Origin of the sequence: Anaerostipes hominis (ex Lee et al. 2021), from assembly GCF_002270485.1 — a bacterium.
GTDB lineage: Bacteria > Bacillota > Clostridia > Lachnospirales > Lachnospiraceae > Anaerostipes > Anaerostipes hominis.
In genome coordinates this window covers 23205-44403 of the sequence record NZ_NQOG01000017.1, presented here as the reverse complement: position 1 = coordinate 44403, position 21199 = coordinate 23205, and the positions used below count along the sequence as shown (strand labels likewise).

27 protein-coding genes and 1 pseudogene are annotated in these 21199 nt (G+C 40.6%); 20 read left to right on the top strand and 8 right to left on the bottom strand.

The annotated features are described in order from the left end of the window. Nucleotides 1-33 precede the first annotated feature (33 nt). The 5 genes from CI597_RS13460 to CI597_RS13440 all read left to right on the top strand — a co-directional run bounded on the left by CI597_RS13460 (nt 34) and on the right by CI597_RS13440 (nt 4315). Nucleotides 34-690: a M23 family metallopeptidase gene (locus tag CI597_RS13460; RefSeq protein WP_235824638.1), complete on the top strand. Its 657-nt coding sequence runs from the start codon at nt 34-36 to the stop codon at nt 688-690. A gap of 381 nt (nt 691-1071) precedes the next feature. Further along, complete coding sequence (locus CI597_RS18730) at nt 1072-1560, top strand: diguanylate cyclase domain-containing protein (RefSeq protein ID WP_235824637.1); 489 nt, start codon at nt 1072-1074, stop codon at nt 1558-1560. Between the two features lie 32 nt (nt 1561-1592). Next, a complete protein-coding gene (locus CI597_RS13450; protein WP_024727127.1) occupies nt 1593-2663 on the top strand; it encodes a tRNA-dihydrouridine synthase in 1071 nt (356 codons plus the stop codon). A 356-nt stretch (nt 2664-3019) separates the two neighbouring features. Beyond that, nucleotides 3020-3457, top strand: a complete 438-nt coding sequence (locus CI597_RS13445) for a YjdF family protein (RefSeq protein WP_024727128.1) — start codon at nt 3020-3022, stop codon at nt 3455-3457. 3 nt (nt 3458-3460) lie between these two features. Then, nucleotides 3461-4315, top strand: a complete 855-nt coding sequence (locus CI597_RS13440) for a LysM peptidoglycan-binding domain-containing protein (protein ID WP_034549186.1) — start codon at nt 3461-3463, stop codon at nt 4313-4315. 39 nt (nt 4316-4354) lie between these two features. Here the strand turns inward: CI597_RS13440 and CI597_RS13435 are convergent, their stop codons facing one another. The 3 genes from CI597_RS13435 to CI597_RS18725 form a co-directional block, all read right to left on the bottom strand. Beyond that, on the bottom strand, nt 4355-5959 hold the full coding sequence (locus CI597_RS13435) for a recombinase family protein (RefSeq protein ID WP_024727129.1): 1605 nt from the start codon (nt 5957-5959) through the stop codon (nt 4355-4357). Between the two features lie 193 nt (nt 5960-6152). Beyond that, entirely contained in the window at nt 6153-6869 is a 717-nt protein-coding gene (locus tag CI597_RS13430) for a hypothetical protein (RefSeq protein WP_024727130.1), read from the bottom strand. 593 nt (nt 6870-7462) lie between these two features. Further along, nucleotides 7463-7843 carry a helix-turn-helix domain-containing protein gene (locus CI597_RS18725; protein ID WP_024727131.1) on the bottom strand — a complete coding sequence of 127 codons (381 nt, stop codon included), beginning with the start codon at nt 7841-7843 and terminating at the stop codon, nt 7463-7465. A gap of 127 nt (nt 7844-7970) precedes the next feature. Between CI597_RS18725 and CI597_RS18720 the strand changes: the two genes are divergently transcribed. The 6 genes from CI597_RS18720 to CI597_RS18715 all read left to right on the top strand — a co-directional run bounded on the left by CI597_RS18720 (nt 7971) and on the right by CI597_RS18715 (nt 11532). Beyond that, nucleotides 7971-8114, top strand: coding sequence for a hypothetical protein (locus CI597_RS18720; RefSeq protein WP_158221721.1), 144 nt, complete (start codon nt 7971-7973; stop codon nt 8112-8114). Nucleotides 8115-8220: 106 nt separating this feature from the next. Further along, complete coding sequence (locus CI597_RS18175) at nt 8221-8385, top strand: hypothetical protein (protein WP_186992538.1); 165 nt, start codon at nt 8221-8223, stop codon at nt 8383-8385. Between the two features lie 170 nt (nt 8386-8555). Beyond that, nucleotides 8556-8777, top strand: coding sequence for a hypothetical protein (locus CI597_RS13420; protein ID WP_024727132.1), 222 nt, complete (start codon nt 8556-8558; stop codon nt 8775-8777). After that, a complete protein-coding gene (locus tag CI597_RS13415) occupies nt 8774-9511 on the top strand; it encodes a DUF4373 domain-containing protein (protein WP_024727133.1) in 738 nt (245 codons plus the stop codon). The genes CI597_RS13420 and CI597_RS13415 overlap by 4 nt, the downstream gene beginning before the upstream one ends. Beyond that, nucleotides 9472-10062 (top strand): ParA family protein, encoded by a 591-nt coding sequence (locus tag CI597_RS13410; RefSeq protein WP_024727134.1) that lies wholly within the window; start codon nt 9472-9474, stop codon nt 10060-10062. The genes CI597_RS13415 and CI597_RS13410 overlap by 40 nt, the downstream gene beginning before the upstream one ends. A gap of 609 nt (nt 10063-10671) precedes the next feature. Further along, nucleotides 10672-11532, top strand: coding sequence for a hypothetical protein (locus tag CI597_RS18715; protein ID WP_024727136.1), 861 nt, complete (start codon nt 10672-10674; stop codon nt 11530-11532). Between the two features lie 55 nt (nt 11533-11587). Here the strand turns inward: CI597_RS18715 and CI597_RS13395 are convergent, their stop codons facing one another. Together CI597_RS13395 and CI597_RS13390 are read right to left on the bottom strand one after the other, a co-directional pair. After that, entirely contained in the window at nt 11588-12031 is a 444-nt protein-coding gene (locus CI597_RS13395) for a DUF2442 domain-containing protein (RefSeq protein WP_024727137.1), read from the bottom strand. Nucleotides 12032-12060: 29 nt separating this feature from the next. Then, on the bottom strand, nt 12061-12312 hold the full coding sequence (locus CI597_RS13390; RefSeq protein WP_024727138.1) for a DUF4160 domain-containing protein: 252 nt from the start codon (nt 12310-12312) through the stop codon (nt 12061-12063). 127 nt (nt 12313-12439) lie between these two features. Here CI597_RS13390 and CI597_RS13385 point away from each other — a divergent pair. From CI597_RS13385 to CI597_RS19530, 5 genes and pseudogenes are all read left to right on the top strand, one after another. Further along, nucleotides 12440-12874, top strand: a pseudogene (locus CI597_RS13385) (glycosyl hydrolase family 18 protein); the annotation flags it as partial. 14 nt (nt 12875-12888) lie between these two features. Then, on the top strand, nt 12889-13584 hold the full coding sequence (locus CI597_RS13380) for a M15 family metallopeptidase (protein ID WP_024727140.1): 696 nt from the start codon (nt 12889-12891) through the stop codon (nt 13582-13584). A 544-nt stretch (nt 13585-14128) separates the two neighbouring features. Next, the gene (locus tag CI597_RS18965; RefSeq protein WP_051405191.1) at nt 14129-14833 is read left to right on the top strand and encodes a reverse transcriptase domain-containing protein; all 705 of its coding nucleotides are present in this window, start codon (nt 14129-14131) and stop codon (nt 14831-14833) included. 101 nt (nt 14834-14934) lie between these two features. Beyond that, the gene (locus CI597_RS19535; protein ID WP_328514492.1) at nt 14935-15066 is read left to right on the top strand and encodes a hypothetical protein; all 132 of its coding nucleotides are present in this window, start codon (nt 14935-14937) and stop codon (nt 15064-15066) included. Between the two features lie 81 nt (nt 15067-15147). Next, nucleotides 15148-15291 carry a hypothetical protein gene (locus tag CI597_RS19530; RefSeq protein ID WP_235824636.1) on the top strand — a complete coding sequence of 48 codons (144 nt, stop codon included), beginning with the start codon at nt 15148-15150 and terminating at the stop codon, nt 15289-15291. A 185-nt stretch (nt 15292-15476) separates the two neighbouring features. On the opposite strand, the gene CI597_RS13370 is transcribed toward CI597_RS19530, so the two are convergent. From CI597_RS13370 to CI597_RS13360, 3 genes are all read right to left on the bottom strand, one after another. Further along, on the bottom strand, nt 15477-15842 hold the full coding sequence (locus tag CI597_RS13370; protein WP_024727141.1) for a hypothetical protein: 366 nt from the start codon (nt 15840-15842) through the stop codon (nt 15477-15479). A gap of 138 nt (nt 15843-15980) precedes the next feature. After that, nucleotides 15981-16925, bottom strand: a complete 945-nt coding sequence (locus tag CI597_RS13365) for an L-lactate dehydrogenase (protein WP_024727142.1) — start codon at nt 16923-16925, stop codon at nt 15981-15983. 87 nt (nt 16926-17012) lie between these two features. Further along, nucleotides 17013-18353: a butyryl-CoA:acetate CoA-transferase gene (locus CI597_RS13360; RefSeq protein ID WP_024727143.1), complete on the bottom strand. Its 1341-nt coding sequence runs from the start codon at nt 18351-18353 to the stop codon at nt 17013-17015. Between the two features lie 154 nt (nt 18354-18507). Here CI597_RS13360 and CI597_RS13355 point away from each other — a divergent pair, with 154 nt between their 5' ends. The 4 genes from CI597_RS13355 to CI597_RS19525 all read left to right on the top strand — a co-directional run bounded on the left by CI597_RS13355 (nt 18508) and on the right by CI597_RS19525 (nt 21179). Next, a complete protein-coding gene (locus CI597_RS13355; protein ID WP_024727144.1) occupies nt 18508-19890 on the top strand; it encodes a L,D-transpeptidase family protein in 1383 nt (460 codons plus the stop codon). A gap of 104 nt (nt 19891-19994) precedes the next feature. After that, nucleotides 19995-20543 (top strand): tRNA (mnm(5)s(2)U34)-methyltransferase, encoded by a 549-nt coding sequence (locus CI597_RS13350; protein ID WP_081723805.1) that lies wholly within the window; start codon nt 19995-19997, stop codon nt 20541-20543. A gap of 97 nt (nt 20544-20640) precedes the next feature. Then, complete coding sequence (locus CI597_RS18700; RefSeq protein ID WP_024727146.1) at nt 20641-20916, top strand: hypothetical protein; 276 nt, start codon at nt 20641-20643, stop codon at nt 20914-20916. A 122-nt stretch (nt 20917-21038) separates the two neighbouring features. Then, nucleotides 21039-21179, top strand: a complete 141-nt coding sequence (locus CI597_RS19525) for a hypothetical protein (RefSeq protein WP_235824635.1) — start codon at nt 21039-21041, stop codon at nt 21177-21179. The last annotated feature ends 20 nt before the right edge of the window (nt 21180-21199 follow it).

The window sequence follows — 21199 nt, the reverse complement described above, 5'->3', positions numbered from 1 at the left end:
ACATAGTGCAGAAAAGAATAGGGGATGAAGCGGATGAACAATACAAAAAGGAGTTTTTGGCTGCTTTGCACGGTGTTTTTCCTGGGACTTTTGGTCACAGCCGAGAGTTTGACTGTGGAAAGGATTCTAAGGCGGAACGAAGCCATCGAAGAAGAAAAGGTATATCAGGAATACCGAAGTACCGGATGTAAAAGCGGAAGACCGGATCCGCTGATACAAGAGGAGATCAAGGGACCTCCGGTGCCGGATGAATATATACCGTTTGTAAACTATTCGGATTCTTGGAATGAGGCGAGGAATTTTGGCGGAGACAGGCATCACGAGGGCACGGATATTATGTCCGATACGGTATCGAAGAAGAGAGGTGAAATACCTGTGCTCAGTATGTCTGACGGAGTCGTAGAGCAGATCGGATGGCTGAAACTGGGAGGCTACCGTGTCGGCATCCGTTCTCCGAAAGGTATTTATTTTTATTATGCACACCTTTACAGTTATGCTCCCGGAATCAAACAGGGAACAAAGATTCATGCGGGAGATATGATCGGGTATATGGGGGATTCAGGATATGGGAAGGAAGAGGGAACAGTGGGGAAGTTCCCGGTGCATCTGCACCTCGGCATATATCGGAAGGATGCAGGGCATGGAGAATACAGTGTAAATCCATATCGCTTTTTGAGGCAGGTATTATGAGTGGGAAGAGTAAAATGATCATTTTCTTTCAAGAGAAGTCATGGTAAGATAAGGATATGTATAAGGGGACAAAAAATGAGGGGATCATGTGGGTACATTCAAGAAAGGTAAGCCATCTCACCACATTAAAAAATAATATTTTTCAGGGGTGTCTTCTGATTACGTCAGGATCAATTTTGACCAACATTCTGTCTACGGCCATGATTTAACGTGTCGATGAGTTTCCCATATGGATGACCTGGCCTGTAATAATGGTTTACTATATTCAGCCACCGCTGATGGGGGCTTTACACCGTATCTATCGTCTATACAGAGAGGAAGGAACTGAGAAAGGTCATAGGCTTTGGAATCATACCTGCCCTAGTGTACAGTGTGCTCGTTATGATCAACCCATTGACCAGAAATCTGTTTGATATCAGCCCTGGGCAGGGTTATGTAAGGAGGCCGTGGATAGTCTACACTTATTTGATCTTTTATGCGTACTGTGCCATCAGCATTGTGGTCACCGTACTGAACAAGAGAAAGATTGACAGAAATATATACCATATACTTGCGGCTTTTCCGATTCTGGCCGTACTGGTTATTCTGGTCCAGCAGAGGTATCCAAATGTAATTCTGTCCGGATCTGCAGCAACCTGTGCCCTGCTTATAATTTATCTGCACCTGCAGAATAAGCAGATTTCGATGGATTATCTGATCAATGTGCCCAACCGGAAGGAATTTTTCAATATGCTGGGGCTGATGATCAAAAAATTGCCCGAGAAGCAGTTTATACTTGTCGTCGTCTCTCTGAGGGATTTCCACCAGGTTAACAATACATGCGGACAGCAGAAGGGCGATGAGCTTCTATTATGCAAAATCAATGCCTGAGGATCAGATGCAGAAAATGACAGGAGGAACGTATGAAACGATTGTTTGAGCCGTTTTACATAAAGCATTTAAAAATAAAGAATCGTATCTGTGTGCCGCCGATGGTATGCTATAACTGGGTGAAGGAAGACGGCTGCGTGGTGCACAAAAATATTGAACATTACAGAGCCATTGCCAGGGGTGGTGCCGGCCTGATCATTCAGGAAGCCACCTGTGTTGACCCGGAGGGAAAACTCTCCAAGGACCAGCTGGGCATCTGGGAGGACAGACAGATTGACGGGCTGAAAGAGATCGTCGGTGCGGTGCATGAAGAAGGCTGCCCGATATTTTTGCAGATCCATCACGCAGGGGTGAACGGCTCCGGTGAGTATCTTCTGTGTCCGAGCGATTATGAGATGGACAAAGACGGAGAGAAAAGAATCGGCCATGAAATGACGAAAGAACAGATTCATAAGGTGCAGGATCAGTTTGTTAAAGCTGCGGTGAGAGCATATGAAGCCGGTTATGACGGGGTGGAGCTGCACGGCTGCCACAGGTATATGATGTGTGAATTTTTCAATTCGAGAGTCAACAAAAGAACCGACGAATACGGACGGCATCCGGAAAAGTTTGCGTTGGAGATTCTGGAGAGGATCAAAAAAGAAGTACCAGAAAATTTTGTTGTGGGAATCCGGCTGGGAGCCTTTGAACCCGCTCTTGCAGACGGTATCCGTCATGCAAAGATTCTGGAGAAGCACGGAATTAATTTCTTGGATATTTCCTATGGATTTTCAGGGGAAGATAAGCCTGAGGCTCCAAAAGATTTTCCGTATAAAGATGTGATCCATGCCGCGGGGGAGATCAAAAAGCATGTATCGGTTCCTGTTTTTGCGGTCAACAGCATAACGGATGCCCGGATGGCAGAAGACATTTTAGAGCGCACCGGTGTGGATATGGTGGATATCGGCAGGGGTGTACTGGTCAATTATAACTGGGCCATAGATGCGAGAGAAGGAAGAAATACCGGCAGATGCCTGCACTGCAAAGAATGTCAGTGGAGGATCGATGCCGAAAAATGTGCAGGAAGGGTCCTGCTGAACAGAAAGAGAAATACAGGGGAATAAAAAAGCTCCTTTCAGTGTGAATTTATTGGCACTGAAAGGAGCTTTTTTATTCTGTACCCACAAGGATCATGTTCTCAACCATAAAGTCCGGATTTTTATCGGTGATGAGTGTGACGCTGTCTGTCCCGGATAGAAAAACACATCAGAAGCCGGAGACTGGGGTAAAAGCAGGCCCACCGACACAGTCATGCCTTGAAAACCACTGGAGAATGGATTAAAATGAAACATGTAAAATTAAATCGTGCAAAGATAAAAACACAGTCCCGGCCGGTAGTCCGGGCGCAGAGATAAAATCTGTCAGTAACCTGCCTCCTCGGTTGTCCGTTCTTTGCTGTCGAAAGCGAGGAGTGTTTTTTATGCAAAAAATCGAGAGCAGGCTGACAGTATATTTTGACGGACCCTTTTGGGTCGGGATTTATGAACGTGTTCTGGACGGAGGGTTGGAAGTGTCCAAAATTACGTTCGGGGCAGAACCAAAAGACTATGAGGTCTTGGCATTTCTGATGGAGCATCATGGAGAACTTCGTTTCAGCCCTCCCGTGGATGTTTCGGTCAAAGAGGTAAAAAATCTGAATCCCAAACGAATGCAGAGAAGTCTTCGAAGGCACAGGAACGAAGGGCTGGGAACCAAGTCCCAGCAGGCGCTGGCTGCCCGGAGGGAAGAACAAATAACCGTAAGGAAAGAGCGCAGAAAAGATCTGCGGGAAGAACGGAAGCAGCATGAAAAGAATAAGCCCAGGAATTCCTTTTTTGACGGGTGCATATATTTAGAAAAAGACCAAAAAAAGGAATGAAGTATGATATATGTAGTAAATGAAGGGGATACCATTAATTCTATTGCAGGGCAGTTTCATATTTCAAGTAGCCGGCTGATCTATGACAACCAGATTTATGCCGGGAGAGTTGTGCCCGGCCAGGCACTGCTCATTCTGGAGCCCTCTGTTGTCCATACGGTACAGGAAGGAGATACGCTGACATCTATTGCGCAGCAGTACGGCACCTCGGTTTCTTCGATTGTCAGAAAAAATCCATATCTGCTGAATGAATCAAATCTGATGCCGGGAGATGTGCTAACGATCCGCTATCGGCAGGAGCAGCTGGGGAACCTCAATGTAACGGGATATGCTTATCCATATATCAGCACGGAGATTTTAAGAGAAGTACTCTTATATTTGAATGAACTTCTGATCTTTTCTTATGGCTTTACAACCGAAGGAACGCTCATACCGCCGGCTATGGAAGAGCCTCTGATTGAACAGACATTGGAGTTTGGGGTTGATCCCATGCTTGTGCTGACGCCGTTTGCAGAGACCGGAAGTTTTAACAATCAGCTGGTTAAGGCTGTGTCGGAAGATCTTCAGATGCAGCAGGTTCTTATTGAGAATCTGGTTCAGACGGTTCAGGAAAAGCAATATGCCGGAGTGGATGTGGATTTTGAATACATCCTTCCGGAGGACCGGGAGGGATATGCCGCATTCGTAGGTAACTTAAGAGAGCGGATGAATCCCTTAGGATATAAGGTGTCTGTCGCTTTAGCACCTAAAATTTCTGCAGAACAGGCAGGCCTGTTATATGAAGGAATGGACTACGGACTTTTGGGTGCTAATGCAGATTCCGTATTTTTGATGACGTACGAATGGGGATATACATAAGGATCATCACGTCTATGGTAATAAGTAAAAATAAAAAACCTATTTCTTTTTAGGCAGTTTCGGGAAAATTGTAATTTCAAAGTTTGCGTTCAGTGCGTTACCCTTCGTGTTCCGTACTGTTTTTTTGTATGTAACTTTTTCTAATACAGATTTTAATAATTCATTTCTAGTTTGTATGTCTTCAATTTTAAAATATATATCAATAATATTCTCCATTTTGGGAATCAATTCTTCATACTCATATTTTGTATTAAGTTCTGCGTTATAGGCAGATTCCAGGTCAATAATATTGGTGTTTATAGCTTGTAGTTGATCTGTCAATGCCTTATTTCGCTGCACAAAGATCTCAATTGTATATACTTCCTGTTCAAGTAAAGTGTATGTTTTATCTAACTGTCTTTTGACTTTTTCTTTATCTTTGTATAAATTACTAATTAATGCTTGCTTTAGATGTAATTCTTCCGCCGCAAAATCCTTATTGTCACATTCTAATTTATATTTAGAAAGCCAGTCACTTAATGAAGCTAATATCTTTTCTTCCACTAAAACCAAGGGTGCAGAAACATTATCGCAATTTCTATTTGGACACTTAATTGTTTCATATTTGTTTTTTGAGTTTTGTCCAAGCCTGGTTGTGAGATGACCACAGTTATCACAATAGACTAATCCAGATAAAGGATTCTTCAGCTTATTGTTGCTATTTACTGAAGAAGATCGGGCATTGCCAGTCAATTTCCTAAGAATAGCATAATGATCTTCTTTTGTAATTATGGCTGGATGAATGCCATCATACAAATGAAAATCTTTAGACCGTCTCCTTTCTACTGAAAGAATACCACCAACCATCCTTTTTTCTTCTTTTTTATAGCCCCAACGAACCATACCAGCATAGGCTGGGTTTGTAAGGATATCTCTTATCGTAGCCCTACTCCATTTTTTCGCCTTGCGAGGATTAATCCCCATTGAATCAAGACGTACAGCAATATTGTCTGGACTAAGTGTCTTGTATGTGCCGTTTTCCTGTAACTCACCAATACGAAACCAATTAAATATCATTCGGGCAACGTCAATTTCACCCTCAAGAAATGCAATAGTATATCCTTTATCACCTTTAATTTTAACTTTTCTGTATCCGTAAGGAGCTTCAGCCGCAATCCATTTCCCTTCCTTCACGGACTTTATTCGTCCACGATTTAGACGGCGGTTGATCGTTTTGTACTCACGGCGGCTCATGAACAAACCAAACTCAAAATACTCTTCGTCAAATTCGCTGCTGGGATCATATATTTTCTGAGGGGTGATAATTAGTGTATCAGAGTATTTAAAAGTGTCTGCGATTGTGCCCTGGTCCTTTGTATCGCCACGAGCAAGACGCTCTACCTCTACAACAAGAACGCCATCCCATAAATTATTTTCAACCTCACTAAGAAGTTTTTGGACTTCCGGCCTTGCTGCAATGGTATCACCGGAAACAACCTCTTCAAAAATTTTAGAGATATGAATACCTAAATTCCTTGATGTAGAGAGAAGTATTTCACGATGTCTTTTCAAGACATCTTCTTTACTATGATTATATAATTGAGTGTCACGATCAGCCCTGGATTTTCTCAAGTAGATGCAGTATTTTCCGTCTGTTTTCAGCATAATATTATACCTCCATTTTATTTTATGATCTATATTGTAATAAAAATGAGTACAAAAAGAACGCCTATTGCAAGCACGGCGTTTGAAATGGTATAATATGTATTGCGAGTACGGTATTATTCATTTTCAACGTCATACATGAATAGTATCAACTTTTTCCGCCTGGTTGCCGCCGGGCGGACTTTTTTTCAAACTATTTACTTGGTGAAATTTTGACAGTTACACCGTCAATTTCAACGGTTGTCCCATCTTGTAAAGGTGCATGCATAAATTTTTTAACATACATGCTTGTATCTCCTGAACCCATGATTTCATTTAAGACTCCATCATCAGATATTACATTTCCTGATCCATTTACTAGAGTTATATCATAAATTCCCTGTTTAATATCTTTTCCTACTAGATATTTCCCTGGAGATAAGGTTTTTTTCTCACCTTTTCGTCCGTATTTTAATAATTTTTTCTTTTCTACCTTTTCTGTCGTTTTGAACTTCAACTTTAATGTTGATGCTATTTGTACTATATCTCCTTCACTGAAAGATGCATTGTTATATGTTTTTGTATACATATCATCAGATTTAAGGCCCATTATTAAATTTAGTCCTGCACCTTCTGAAATTACATTTCCGCCCCCGAATGTAGCTTTTAGATTATATGTACCAGATGGAAAGTCATATCCCGCAGTATAATATCCAGGAGAAAATGTCTTTGAAAAGTTTACTAGTTCAACCTTTCTCTCAGTAGTGGATTCGGTAATCTTTTCAGTAGTGACTTTGTTATTGCTTTTGGAATTTTGCTTCGTATCATCTTCATCATTACCAAATATACTGGCAATTACTCCGATTACAATTAAGACTCCAAAAATGATTAATAGTGTCTTTAGGCATCCGCCCTTTTTCTTTTCCTTCATGTGCTACCTCCTTAGTGCTTTTTAAAGTTACGTCCCTCTTAAGTGTACTATAGCATGTAAATTATGGTAATTTATAAAAAACCAAAAAAAGAGATATGAATTACTGTAGGATAAACATGTTTACTCCTTAACCTTTATGGTGCTTTCGGTAACAGGTTGCAAAATAAATGTTCTTAATCGTATTTAAGACCTCAAACTAATTTACAATAAAAAACATTCTATGAATAACAAAGGAGAAACAGACAAATGACAAAATATGATTACATAATTGGCATCTTCAAATTAATTACAAAAATGAATACGGCGCAAGTTAGACTAGTATTTGAATATGCTCATAAGATTTTTGTAGAAGGCATCGGAGTTTAATCCGGCCGGTGCCTTTTCAAATGCACCTGAGAGCAGACTTTTTATTATATTCCTTGCTTCTTTATTGAGCTTAACATAATTTTCTATAAATAATTGGCCCTGATTATCCATTCCTTTTAAAAGCTATAAAAAGTTGATGTGATGAACTGCACAAATCAATTGGAGATTGGAAGGTTTCACAACAGAACCCTCTCGTTCCATATAGCTTATAGTAGTTTGTTCGACACCTATACTATTGCCGATTCCTTCTGTGCCTTTTCTAAAACACGAAACAAATATTGTTTAAACGATTGTCGTGTTTCTTCATCTAATTTAACATATTCTTCAATTAGTGCTCTGTCGGTTGCATCTAGTCTGTATTCTTCAATCACGTCATCCATAATGATTTCTGGAACACCTACGAATGGATCACCAAATTCTTCAGTTAAATATAAATAATTAGCACGGTATGTTTTACATATTAGGCGCAAGATATATTCTTTAGGTTCAACCCTTCCTAACTCAACATTGGATATTACATCTCGACTAACACCCATAGTTTCACCAAATTTTGACTGAGAGAGATTTAAACTCTCTCTCACATATTTTATTCTTTCACCAATTTTCAATTTCTCACCTCCATTTGCTTCATTATAGCATGAAGAATTGTGCGTGACAACACAAAAAAACAAAAATAGTATTGCATACCACCACAAAAATGATAATGTGTGTATAGAACACAAGGAGGTGAATGTTATGAAAAGAGTAGCAGAGATAAAAGAAACCGCTGAATTATTACTAGGAGTATCAAGGGATGTTAAGGAAGTAATGTTAATTATTCTTAGATGGAAAAATGAGAGAAACAACGGACAAAGAGAAAGAACCGGCTTAAAGAGGTAAAAAAACTGGTCAGTTAATAAAATACTCTTTGAAATAATCAGAGAGCAGGAAAGAAGTACAAACATATCTTCATAAAATGAATTAATCAAAGATTGGGGGAATTGCGATGGATCATGAGGAACCTCATGTTGTAAAAGAATTTTCTATTGGAGAAACAAAGGTAAAAATAGCAGATAATTTTTGCAGGAATAAAACAGAAGAAGATATTCAACTGATCTTGAAAGAGGCAGCTGATATTGTAATGAAAAGCAGGAAAAGAAAAGCCATTTAACCACAGCTGCGTTAAGCGGCTGTGGGAGGACAAGTTGGAAAGGAGGTAGAGAGAGTGAATCTAACAAATAAAAAAGGCCCTTCGGAACTGCAATTCCAAAAAGGGGCAAAACAAATACTACAGTTTTATTATAACGAAAAGATTCTTAAAGTTCAAGGATAGGTAACTATATGGAGAGTAATACATATTCAGATGGCATTACAAAAATTACAGATCAATTTTGGGACGATATTTGTATTAACTGCGGTCATGAATATTGGTCTGTATCTCTAAACTGTGTTTGTCCTGAGTGTAAATGCCAAAATGCAGATGTAATTAATAATCTCCATGTTTGCAAGGAGGAATTAAAAAAGTTTAATAAATTCAGGCCAGAGGCCGGAGGTAAAAAATGAAACAGAGTCTTGACGATTTTGGTCTTGACTGTGTAATGAATGATAAAATGCAGCTTTTGGAAGCTGCATACGGGATAAAAGGATATGCAGTAATTATAAAGCTCTTCCAAAGGATATACGGGGGAGACGGGTATTACTGTGATTGGAATGATGATGTTAGATTGCTGTTTGCTTCAAGGATCGGAGTGGGTGCCAATCTTTTGTCTGAAATAATTGAAGAAGCAATAAAAAGAGGTATTTTTAACAAAGAATTGTTTCACAAATATAAAATTCTGACGAGTGCTGGAATACAAGTTAGATTTTTAAAAGGGACAGTTCGAAGAAAAGAAGTTGAAATGAGAAGAGAATACCTTCTGTTAAATTACGCCATTTTGAATAAAAATGTACACCTAACCGGAAAAAATGTAGTCAAAAACAGTAAAAATGTAGACATTCCTGAACAAAGGAAAGTAGAAGAAAGTAAAGGAAATGAAATTAAAGATAAAGTAGAAGTAGAAGATCTCTATAAAACCTATGGCAAGGAATGTATTGATTATTACATCGCAAGAACATCAGACTACTACGGGTATCCTACCAGAAATAAGATCATTCAATTTCTCAGTCAAGACAAGAAGAATAAAAAAGGATTCTTTACGAATACAAAAGAATCAGAAATTCAAAATTTTGATGAGTTACTAGACAAATTCTGTGAGGTGTGGGGAAGACGACCACGGCAACAAATCTTTCTTATCTGATCAATGAGAAGAACTTTAAAAGCAGGACGAAATATAAAAACTTGGATATAGTTCAGGCGAATAACACGCTTGTGCGAACTGAATGTGTATGTTTTCTTTTAGAAGAGCAATTAAAGAAAATAAAGGAACAATACGATTTTGTCATCATAGACGGTCATCCGTCTTTAGAAGACTATACTATTGCGGCATTGGTTGCATCTGATTTATGTATCATACCGATAAAATTAGACCAATATGCCATTAATGGTATTGAAATCATGGATGATCAGATAAGTGAGATAGAGAAAATAACGGGAAAAATCCGATATAAGATACTGATCACACAGTTCCAAAAGAGTGTCTCAGGGCGCAGAGGATATGAGGAACTTGTGACATTAAACAGGTATCCAATTTTTCGAAGTGTCATCCGTCGTACTGTGAAAGCGGACGAGAGTACATATAAAAGAAAACCACTTGAAAAATGTGCACGCAGTTCCACAGCCGCAGAGGATTATAGAAATTTTGTAGAAGAACTGCTTCAGGAGGTGAACTATAATGGCCTTCACGATTGATGATATTTTAAAGAATACAGAGCCGAAAAAACGCAAAGTCCGCAAAAGATTGTTATGATTCACTATAAAAAGCTATATCCGTCAGATGATAACTTTTATGAAACGAAAGGGATAGAGGAACTTGCAGCATCCTTTAGATCTACAGGTGATATCCTTCAGCCGCTGTTGGTTAAAAAGTAAGATATGGGAGAATATGAAGTGATTGTGGGGCACCGTAGGAGATTAGCAGCCATTTTTAATGCAGAAAAAAGAGGATTGGAAGAATATGAATTTCTTCTCTGCATTGTATCGAAAAATGATGAGGAAATTTATGATCAGTTGTTTGAAATGCTACTAATATTGTGTATAGGTATTATGATGGAAGTTCAAATACCACTATTTGGACTAAATAGATATTTAATATGTATAGAAGTAATATCACTTAAATTTAGTTGCATATTATATATGTTTAGAAACTTAATTGTCTCTAGATTAACTTGCCCACATTGTCCCAGGGCACCATGCTATATTCTTTATAGAGATCATGATCTGAAGAAATAAAAAAGTAGCATAGCCATAGATTTTTGAATGGCTTCTGTGAAACAACCGTTTATATCAGGAGGTATTATCATGAATATTTGGGAAAACGCAGTTTTAACAGACAAAGGGACAGCTCTGCAGGCTAAACTGATTCAAGGGCAGACTTTAAAGATCAGCAGAGTTACGACGGGTTCCAAAAAGGTCCCGATTGTAGATCTTCGGCAGCAGACGGATGTCACGGAAGGTGGATATGATATTACACTTCAGCCCTCAAGGACAGAAGGTGAAAAAACGATTCTTCCGGTTCTGCTTGAGAACACAAGTTTAAAAGAAAGTTATGACTTATGGCAGGTTGGTTTTTTCGCGGAAGATCCGGAGGAAGGCGAAATTTTGTATTGTCTTGCTCAGGCATCGGAGGCAAGGCATATACCTTCTGCGACAGAGGGGCCGGGATTTTCTATCACATGGGACTTTGTAATCAAAACTTCAAATACGACACCGTTTGAGGTTGATCTGGACTCTGTGGGTCTTGTAAGTATCGAGCAATATCAGGTACATACAGGAGAGATTCATAGTCTGAAAAATTCGATTGTAAATCTTGACAGAAAATTTGAAGTTTTAAATTCGGCTTTATTAAACAAGCAATCTTATCCAGACTACTCTAAAATTAAAATAGCTATATCCGACGGAGTTGGTACAAAAACATACACGTGTACAGAAGATGGATTTATTCAGTTTATTGGGTCAAGTGGCAATAAGTCAGTAAAACCGGAAATCGACCTGAGAATAAATAATATTGGTGTATTCACATATAGAACTGGTTACCAAACAACTTATGTTAAAGCAACCTCTGGCTTATTTCCAGTAAAAAGTGGAGATGTTATAGAATGTATAATCCAAAGTTCTTTCGTAACTAGCGAAAGCGTTAGATTTTACCCTTTGAGATATTAAAATAGGAATTTAAAGAGCAGCTCAGATGAGCTGCTCTTTAAATTTAATGAGATAATTAAAGTACATCATGTCTTTTTAGAATATCGCTTTTTAAAAATAGTTTATTACGCTGGAACGATTTTACAGGAGTTATTTTCTTTCTTTTTAATAGATCATCAATATTCTGACGACTGCAATCTAAAAGATCACAGGCATCTTTTGTATTTATAATGCCATACTTAACAAAGTTTATAAAAAATTCAGGGGTAATAGGTAATTCAACTCCGTCTTCCCACAACTCACCTTCAGAGCAGTCAAGTTCATGAGACCAAGAAATTCCGTAGCCGCCAGGTTCAACTTTTACAAGGTTAAAAAGATCTGTATTTTTCAATGCTTCAAATTCTGGATAATCTTTCATGATGGGCTTCACGTCAAATAGTTTTATCATATCGTTTTCAAAGAATACAAGTAACCTCATATCGCTTAACGGAATTACATCTTTTACTTTTATGGAAAGCATTATAATCACCTCCAATCTGGCTTCCACCGCTATTCAAGCGGCGGAAGTTTTTTTAATTGTTTGCTATCCCACATTTCTTGCAAATCGTCTTTATAAGATTCTCCCCATTCCTGCACTAACTTAATCGCTTTCCTAGGCAGGTCACCTTCGATCATTTCCATTGTGGAAATTTCAAATACCCCATTATGTTCACCATATACAGCATGTATGTGTGGGGGATTATGTTCGCCACGGAAAAAAATCTTAATGACGATTCCATAAAATCTTGTTATTTCAGGCATTTATTTCACTTCCTTTCTATAAGTTATAGTATACTACGCTACTTGACATATGTCAAGTAAAAGTAGACATAAATGTGTGTTATAATATTAGAAAATAAGAATATAATACTACCATTGACGTGCACGGGGATATACGTTCGGGCCGCCAATGGCAGTTGCACCGATCAACAAAGTCCAACAGGTTTTGGATTACGCAGTGACAGAGATCCCGCCGGAGAAAATATATATGGGCATTCCGAACTATGCCTATGACTGGCCGCTCCCCTACGAGAGAGGAACCACAAGGGCAAGGACGATCGGAAATGTGGAAGCAGTGGAGATCGCAGATCAGAACGGAGTACAGATCCGGTTCGATGAGACTGCTATGAGCCCATTTTTTAACTACACGTTAAATGGAACAGAACATGAAGTATGGTTTGAAGATGTCCGGAGTATCGATGTAAAAGTCCGGACAGCAAAAGAATATGGTTTTACGGGTGTCGGATACTGGAATCTGATGAGGCCGTTTCGGGCCAACTGGCTGCTGTTAGACAGTTTATTTCAGCTAAACGGCAGACCGTAGACGGGAGGGATCTTATGGGGAAACATATTGTAAGTATGATGCTGGCGGCATTGATTGGACTGGGTGCATCCGTTCAGGAGATAAGAGAAAAGGAACCCGTCAAACCGGCATTTTCCAATAAAAGCATCAGCGGTTTTTCTTACGAAAAGGTCCCGAAGGCAGTGAAAGAAAAAATCAGCGGGGTTTCTTACAGGTCCAATCCGAACATAAAAATTCAGGACCTGCGCTATGTGAAGGTGAAATATTACGGTTATGACGGGAAGATCAGGAGTGGGCAGCTGCTTGTGAATAAGTCCATTGCCAAAGATACGGTGGAAATTTTTCAGGAGCTTTATGATATGCAGTACCCGATCGAGAGTATCCGTCTGGTCGATGATTACGGCGCCGATGACACAAAATCTATGGAAGCCAATAACACCTCCGCCTTTAACTACCGGATTGTAGAAGGGACCAGTCACCTGTCCAACCATGCTTACGGCAAAGCGATTGACATTAATCCGAGGGTCAACCCCTTTGTAAAGAGAAATTCCATCACACCTGAAAACGGAAAAATCTATGCGCAGAGAGATGTAAAAAAGTGCAGAGGCAAGTATAAATATAATATGATCCACAGAAATGACCGTGTGTACCGGATTTTCAGGAAACACGGTTTTCAGTGGGGCGGTGACTGGATTACATATAAAGACTATCAGCATTTTGAGAAACGATAAGCGCCAAGACGCATTGTATTTTATGACCTTTAATAAAAAAACTCCGGTTAAAATCTATGACCGGAGTTTTTTCTGAGTGCGCCTGGCTGCGCACGTTACTAATGGGTGAAAGTCGTGTGTTCTGCAAGCTGTCAACAGCTTGCCAGTGAAAGTCTGGTCGGAGTAATCACCAGTGAGCTCCGTAACATTAAGTGAATCCTGTAGCATCGTTACGTTAGCCCTTTTGGGAAAAAGAGGGTGTCGAGTCACTGGCTTTCTGACGAAGACCACGGAAGGCGTGAAGAAACTGGAAGCAGCGCTGAAGAACCCTTCGGTGTAGAGGGAGCGGAATGTTAACATAGTTGTTGATGGAACAGAAGAGACCTCATAGTGTCATGGAACCATAAACATGTAATTCTTGATATAAGTAACACACGAAATTCAAGAAGACGCATTATGAGGAGTCGGAGGAGCCCATAGTATCTATGATGGTGCGGTAAGATAAACGTATTTGGAAAAGGGGCTCTACTTTAGTCAAGTTAAACAGGAAGGTAAGGGACAGTGCATGCCTCAAAAGGGACAACAACACTCAATAGATAAATCACGACAACTTCAATGCAAACTATACTTGTCTGCCAAAAAGGATAAGCAACGCAGATTTCATGCGTTGTATGACCGTATTTTTCGCCTGGATGTTTTATGGCGGGCGTGGAAAGAGGTAAAAGAAAACAAAGGAAGTGCCGGAATAGATGGTGTGACCTTTGAAATGATTGAAGAGTATGGAGTGGAATCATACTTATTGGATACCCAGGAAGATTTAGTAAAAGGCATCTATTATCCAAAACCAGTTAAGAGAGTTTATATATCAAAGCCAGATGGTAAACAGCGACCATTGGGTATACCTGTTATTAGAGATAGAATTGTACAACAGGCATGCAAAATAGTAGTTGAACCAGTTTTTGAAGCAAACTTTTTAGAATGCTCATATGGGTTCAGACCAAAACGGGACGCAATACAGGCAACGAAGAAGGTACAGAAGACTTTATATAAGAGCTGGTATGTAGTAGATGCAGACATAAAAGGATATTTTGATAACATCGACCATGAAATACTTATGAGTCTTATCGAAAGAAGAATCAGTGATAGACGAGTTCTGAAATTGTTTCGGCAATGGTTAAAAGCAGGAGTAATAGAAGACGGAAAATACTTCCCAACAAAAGTGGGTTCACCGCAAGGAGCGTTATGCCTTTCTAATCATAAGGTGGAGTAATAAGTCCGGTTCTTGCAAATATGTTTTTGCACTATGTATTTGATATGTGGATGAAATGAAATTTTCCGCAAGCCCCGTTTGAGAGGTATGCAGATGATAGAATAGTCCACTGCCGTACAAAAGAGGAGGCAATATGTATCAAGCAGAGCCTGGCTCAAAGGTTTGAAGAATGTAAGCTGGAACTGAATCCGACCAAGACAAGGATTGTGTATTGTAAGGACGAGGACAGGTGAAAGGAAGAAGAACTTACAGAGTTTGATTTTTCTGGGATACACATTTAAAGCAATGTATAGAATCCGATACTAAGTGGCTGGATGAATTATTTTGGGAAATACAATCCATCCGCAATGAAAGATACGCTGCTATGCATAGAAAGAAGACTTGTGAAATGGGCATGTGTATGTATAAGAACTTCCGTGGGAGAAGACGCAGGGCAGAAGAATGGCTCTGCACTTTGAGAAAGCGAGAGCCAAAACTATTTGCTCATTGGAGTATGATATATTCGTACTGCTGAATGATAAGAGCCGTATGAAAGGAGACTTTCACGTACGGTTCCGTGAGAAGTTTGAGGTGAAATTCCTCTTACTTACTCGACTGAGAGGTCGGCTAGTCACTTAATGACTAGCCTCCTACTCGATTGAACTTATAAAAGATTTTGATTTAATATCTCTGCCAAACGGTTTCTGGCTTTGGTCACTGATTTGTCTGAAACTTTTTTTGCAGACAGGCAGTGTTCCAGTTGTTCCATCCGGGAATCTACCCGTGAAAAAGCAGTTTTTCTGCTTTTTGTATACTGTTCAAACGCCTTTTTGATATTTTTAAATTGTTCGCTGGCCAGATCTTTTGAAAGTTCAGCGTTTAAATATTTATCTGTCGTCTCAATCGCTCTCAGGCCCAGCCTGTACTGGCTGTCACTGAGTCCTTCCGGTTTTACGTGTGCTGTACCGCATCCGCTTAAAGTAACTGCAATCGCCAAAGCTACAATACCGGCTAAGAGATATCTTTTCATATGGAACCCTCACTTTTTGTATGAATCTAATAAAAAATCAGTAAATTTTTGTTTGAATCATACAATAGCACAGATCTCATAATGTGTAAATATTTCCACTGTACTTTTTCGTATACAAAAGATACAAAACGGAGCCTGCTATAAATCCAGGGATGAAAGGATCTCTTTTAACTGTCCTGCAGATTTATTCAGCAGATTGGATTCTTTACTGTTTAAATCAATTTCTATGACCTGTTCCGCACCGTTTTTGTTGACAATGGTCGGTACGCTCAGACAAAGGTCAGACAGGCCATATTCTCCGCTAAGCAGGCTGGAGACCGGGAGGATCGAATTTTTATTTCGAATAATGCTCTCTGCAATATGGCTGACTGCGATGGCGACGCCGTAATAGGTAGCACCTTTCTTCTCGATGATCTCATAGGCGCTGTTTCTCACATCGTCAAAAATCCTCTTCATAGATTTCTCGTGGTCAAAATGCCCGCGCATTTCACAAAATTCGTTGATGCCGATCCCTGAGACATTGGTGTCACTCCAGACAGCCAGTTCACTGTCTCCATGCTCCCCGATGATAAATGCCTGAATGCTGCCGCTGTCTACTTCCAAGTGTTCGCTGAGCAGGTATTGGAAACGTGCCGAATCCAAGACGGTTCCGGAGCCAAAGACCCGGTTTTTTGGAAATCCTGAAAGCTTTAAAGTCACATAAGTAAGAATATCAACCGGATTGGCAACAACCAATAAGATCCCCTCGGAGTTTCGTTTGGTGATCTCCGGAATGATAGATTTAAAAATGGATACATTTTTGTGTACCAGGTCGAGACGGGTTTCATCGGGCTTTTGATTTGCACCGGCGGTTATGATGATCAGCCCGCAGTCCGCGACATCATCATAGGTGCCTGCATATATCTTGGATGTATCTACATACGGGCGCCCATGGCTTAAATCCATCGCCTCACCCTTGGCTTTTTCTTCGTTTACATCGATTAAGACCAGTTCGGAAAACAGTCCCTGGTGCATCAGGCTGAATGCGGTGGACGCACCGACAAATCCGCAGCCAATGATGGCCGTTTTTCTATTATTAATCATAAAAAATCCTCCTTTGTATTAAGTAGTTTAACAAAGGAGGATAAAATATTCATCGAATTTTGATAAAGTGAGAAACTGTATCAAAATCTATTTGTTGGATCTTCTCCAAATGTGAGCTTTTTCTGCGTCTTTGATCAGCTGGTCTCTGAAGTCTGGATGAGCGATATTGATCAGGGCTTCCGCGCGCTGCCATGCAGAGAGTCCCTTCATGTTTGCCATTCCGTATTCAGTGACGATGTAGTGGGCATTGGCACGGGTATCTGTTACAATAGACCCGTTATGCAGGGTAGGAAGAATACGGGAATGCATCTGGCCGGCCTTGTCTGTGAAAGTGGAAGAAAGACATACAAAGCTCTTTCCACCGTTTGATAAGTAAGCTCCCATGACGAAGTCCAACTGTCCGCCGGCGCCGCTGATCTGTTTGATTCCTGAAGATTCTGCACTGATCTGTCCGTACAGATCCACATCCACGGCGTTATTGATAGAGATGAAATTGTCAATGGAAGAAACCCTTGCAATGTCATTTGTATAGTTTACAGGAGCACTCATACATTCCGGATTGTTATCTAAGTAGTCATATAATTTTTTGGTTCCTGCTGCAAACGCATAGGTTTGACGGTAGCGGTCGATATTTTTTCTGGCACCGGTGATCTTTCCTGCTTTTGCAATGTCTACGAACGCATCCACATACATTTCAGTGTGAACACCCAGGTCTTTCAGGTCGGATTCCGCGATCATGGAACCTACGGCATTCGGCATTCCGCCGATACCAAGCTGGAGACATGCGCCGTTCGGGATCTGGTCTACAATGAGTTTTGCAACGGCTTTGTCCACATCAGTGGCTGCTCCGCCTCCGCCCAGTTCTGCAATCGCAGGATTTCCGCCTTCGACGATCATATCAACTTTGGAAATATGTACGCCCTCTTCAAATCCGCCTAAGCAGCGAGGCATATTTTCGTTAACCTCCACGATGACACAGTCGGCTTTTTCAAGCATTGCAGCCAGGTGGGATGCGCTTGGCCCGAAGTTGAAGAATCCGTGTTCATCCATCGGGGCAACCTGCATCATCGCAACATCTATGTGATCGATGTAATTGCGGTAGTATCCTGGAAGCTCAGAATAACGGATTGGTGCATAATATGCGAATCCTTCGTTGATCCATTTTCTCTCCAGTCCGCCCATGTGCCAGGAATTCCATGTAAAGTGATCGGCAGGGGAGTCGATCTTTGTAATCTCCAGCGGCCACATGACGATTCCGCCCCGGATATTAATATTTTCCAATTCCGGCATTCTTTTTGCCAAAGCCTTGTCAAGGGCAACCGGTGTGGTGACGCACCAGCCGTACTCCAGCCAATCGCCGGATTTCACAACTTTTACGGCCTCATCGGCTGTTTTAAGTTTCTTTTGGTATTCTTCCTTAAATGACATAAGTAATCCTCCTGTCTTTTATCTGTTAATTTATTAACATACCGTTTCATTGTACCATCCGCATAAAAGAAACACAAGTAAAATAATTTAAATTATGGGTGGCCTTTTTACAAGTTTTGTACTATAATTAGATACTGAGTTTAGGAGGACATTTATGGAACATAAAAAATTTACTTGGAAGCATTACACACTGATCACAGTCGGGATTATTTTTGTGATCTACTGCTGTATCGCAGTGTATTTCAGCAAGAAGTTTACATATGGGACAAAGATCAATGGTGTCGATGTTTCCAACAAGACAGTTGACGAAGTTACAGACATTTTCAAAAAAAAGGCGGACGGCTATTCGCTGACCGTAAAAGAGCGAAAAGGCAGAGAGGAAGTTTTAAAGAGCAGTGTGCTCAAGGTTTCCTTTGACGGTGAAGACCAGATCAGGAAGCTCAAAGACGGACAGAGTTCTTTTCTGTGGATCAAAGGTGTTTTCGGGGGAGAGAAGTACAACGATATCGATATGTTTGCTTATGACAAAGCAGCATTTCAAAAGGCCTTAAAAAACCTTGACTGCTTCAAAAAGAAAAATATCATCAAGATCCGAAATGCCAAACCGGTTTACAAAGACGGAGCTTATCAGATCCAAAAAGAAGAAATCGGTACGGTCTTAAAGAAGGAACAGACGGAAAAACTCATAAAGAGTGCCGTAGAAGGCGGTGTCGCTGTCGTGGATCTGGACAAGGAAGGCGCCTATGATGTCCCGAAGTATACTAGCAAGAGCAAAGAGATCATTTCTCTGAAAGACAGGATGAACGATTCTCTGAAGGGAAGTATTACTTATAAGTTCGGGAAACAGACGGTAGTTCTTGATAAGGATGTATACCACAAGTGGTTTAAGATCAAGAATGACACAGATTTTACTATCGACATGAAGAAGATGGAAAACTGGGTTATGAAGTTTGCATACAAATATAACACGATGGGGACTATGCGCACTGTCAAGACTCACGACGGAAGAACCAAAAAGATTTTCGGAGGTCCTTACGGCTGGAGAATGAGCCGTGAAAAGGAAGAAGCCGCAGTCAAAAAAATGCTGAAAGAGGGCACACAAGAGACAAGAGAGCCATACTGGCGCCAAAAGGCAAAGGTATACGACGGATATCAGGGAGACATCGGCGATACTTATATCGAGGTCGATATGGGACAGCAGGAAGTTTTCTACATTAAAAAGAAAAAGGTTGTCTTTTCTTCATCCGTAGTCACAGGCAAGATGGAAGCGGGAAGAAAAACACCGGAATGTGTGGCATTTGTACTGTACAAACAGCGCAATGCGACATTGAGCGGTCAGGGTTATAACTCACCGGTATCTTACTGGATGCCGTTCAACGGCAACGTGGGACTTCACGATGCAAGCTGGAGGTCTTCTTTCGGAGGAAGTGAGTATATTTCCGGGGGATCACACGGATGTGTCAATATGCCGCCTTATGCAGCTGCAACCCTTTACAATATGATCGATGCCGGAACACCGGTTATCTGCTATTACTAAACTAAACCGAGAGAGCAGGATTTAAATAGTCCGGGCTCTCTCTTTTTGTTATTTCATAGGAAAGGTCTACGACCTTTTTGTCCACGGATCAGGAGGGAATGAAAATGAGGATCAGCATAACACAGTGGGTGCATGGAGAGCTGAGACGCTTTATTAAACAAGGAGACTTATGTATCGATGCAACGGTTGGAAACGGAGGTGACACTGAGTACTTGTGCGGGCTCACAGACAGAGTGATTGGATTTGAAATACAGGAGGAAGCACTGTTCAATGCCAGGAAGCGGCTGAAATTAAAAGGATACCATCCAAAGTTTATTTTGGACAGCCATGAAAATATGGACCGGTATGCAGAAAAAGGTACGGTACAGGCGATTTTGTTTAATCTGGGTTATCTTCCGGGTGGGGATCACAGTATTGCTACAAGGCCGAAAAGTACGATACAGGCTATTAAAGTGGGACTTGAGCTTTTGAAATCGGGAGGAGTTATCAGTGTTTGTATTTATAGTGGAGGAGATACCGGGTTTGCGGAGAAAGAAGAAGTCCTTCAATACTTAAAGCAGCTGGATGACAGGAGATATATTGTTATAAAACAGGACTTTTATAATAAACAGAATCATCCTCCGCTTCCGGTACTTATTTTGAAACTGGATTAGCTTGCTCTTTCCTCCGGCACATTGTAATTTATGAGTGGAAGAAAGTTTAAAACCGGGTTTTAATTTCTGCGGCATTTTAAAGATGGAGGAAGATTTTATGAAAAAAATTGCGGGAGAGAACGGTGCGTTCCATATAGACGGACAGGCGTTTTATGATGCGATTGTGAGCAGTACAGAAGATTATATCTATATCATCGATATGACAACCGATATGGCTCTGATTTCCGATAATATGCTGCAGGATTTTGAACTGCGGGAAGAATCGTACCCGGGCTTGCTCCGATGGTCCTGTCCTGATACTGAAGCCGCAGGTCCTGCTCAGTTTATACCGCTCCTTGAAAACAGCGGGCTGATTATAGAGGCAGGAAAATGAATATTGGAGCAGGCATTCTCTACATGTAAACGCTGGCTGCTTCATATCCGGATCATGTATTTAATCATTCTTTTATCGGGGCGGTCATAAAGCTATGCCACAGTGTAGGGATTGCTGTATGTGTGGAAGGAGTCGAGCATCCGGGAGAACTGGAAGCAGTGTGTTCCCTGGGTGCAGACAGTATACAGGGATTTTATATTTCAAATCCGATCCCGGCGGATCAGTTTGAGGAGAAATATTGGAAGAAGGGCGGGAGGCAATGAATATGACCTCCCTGATTTAT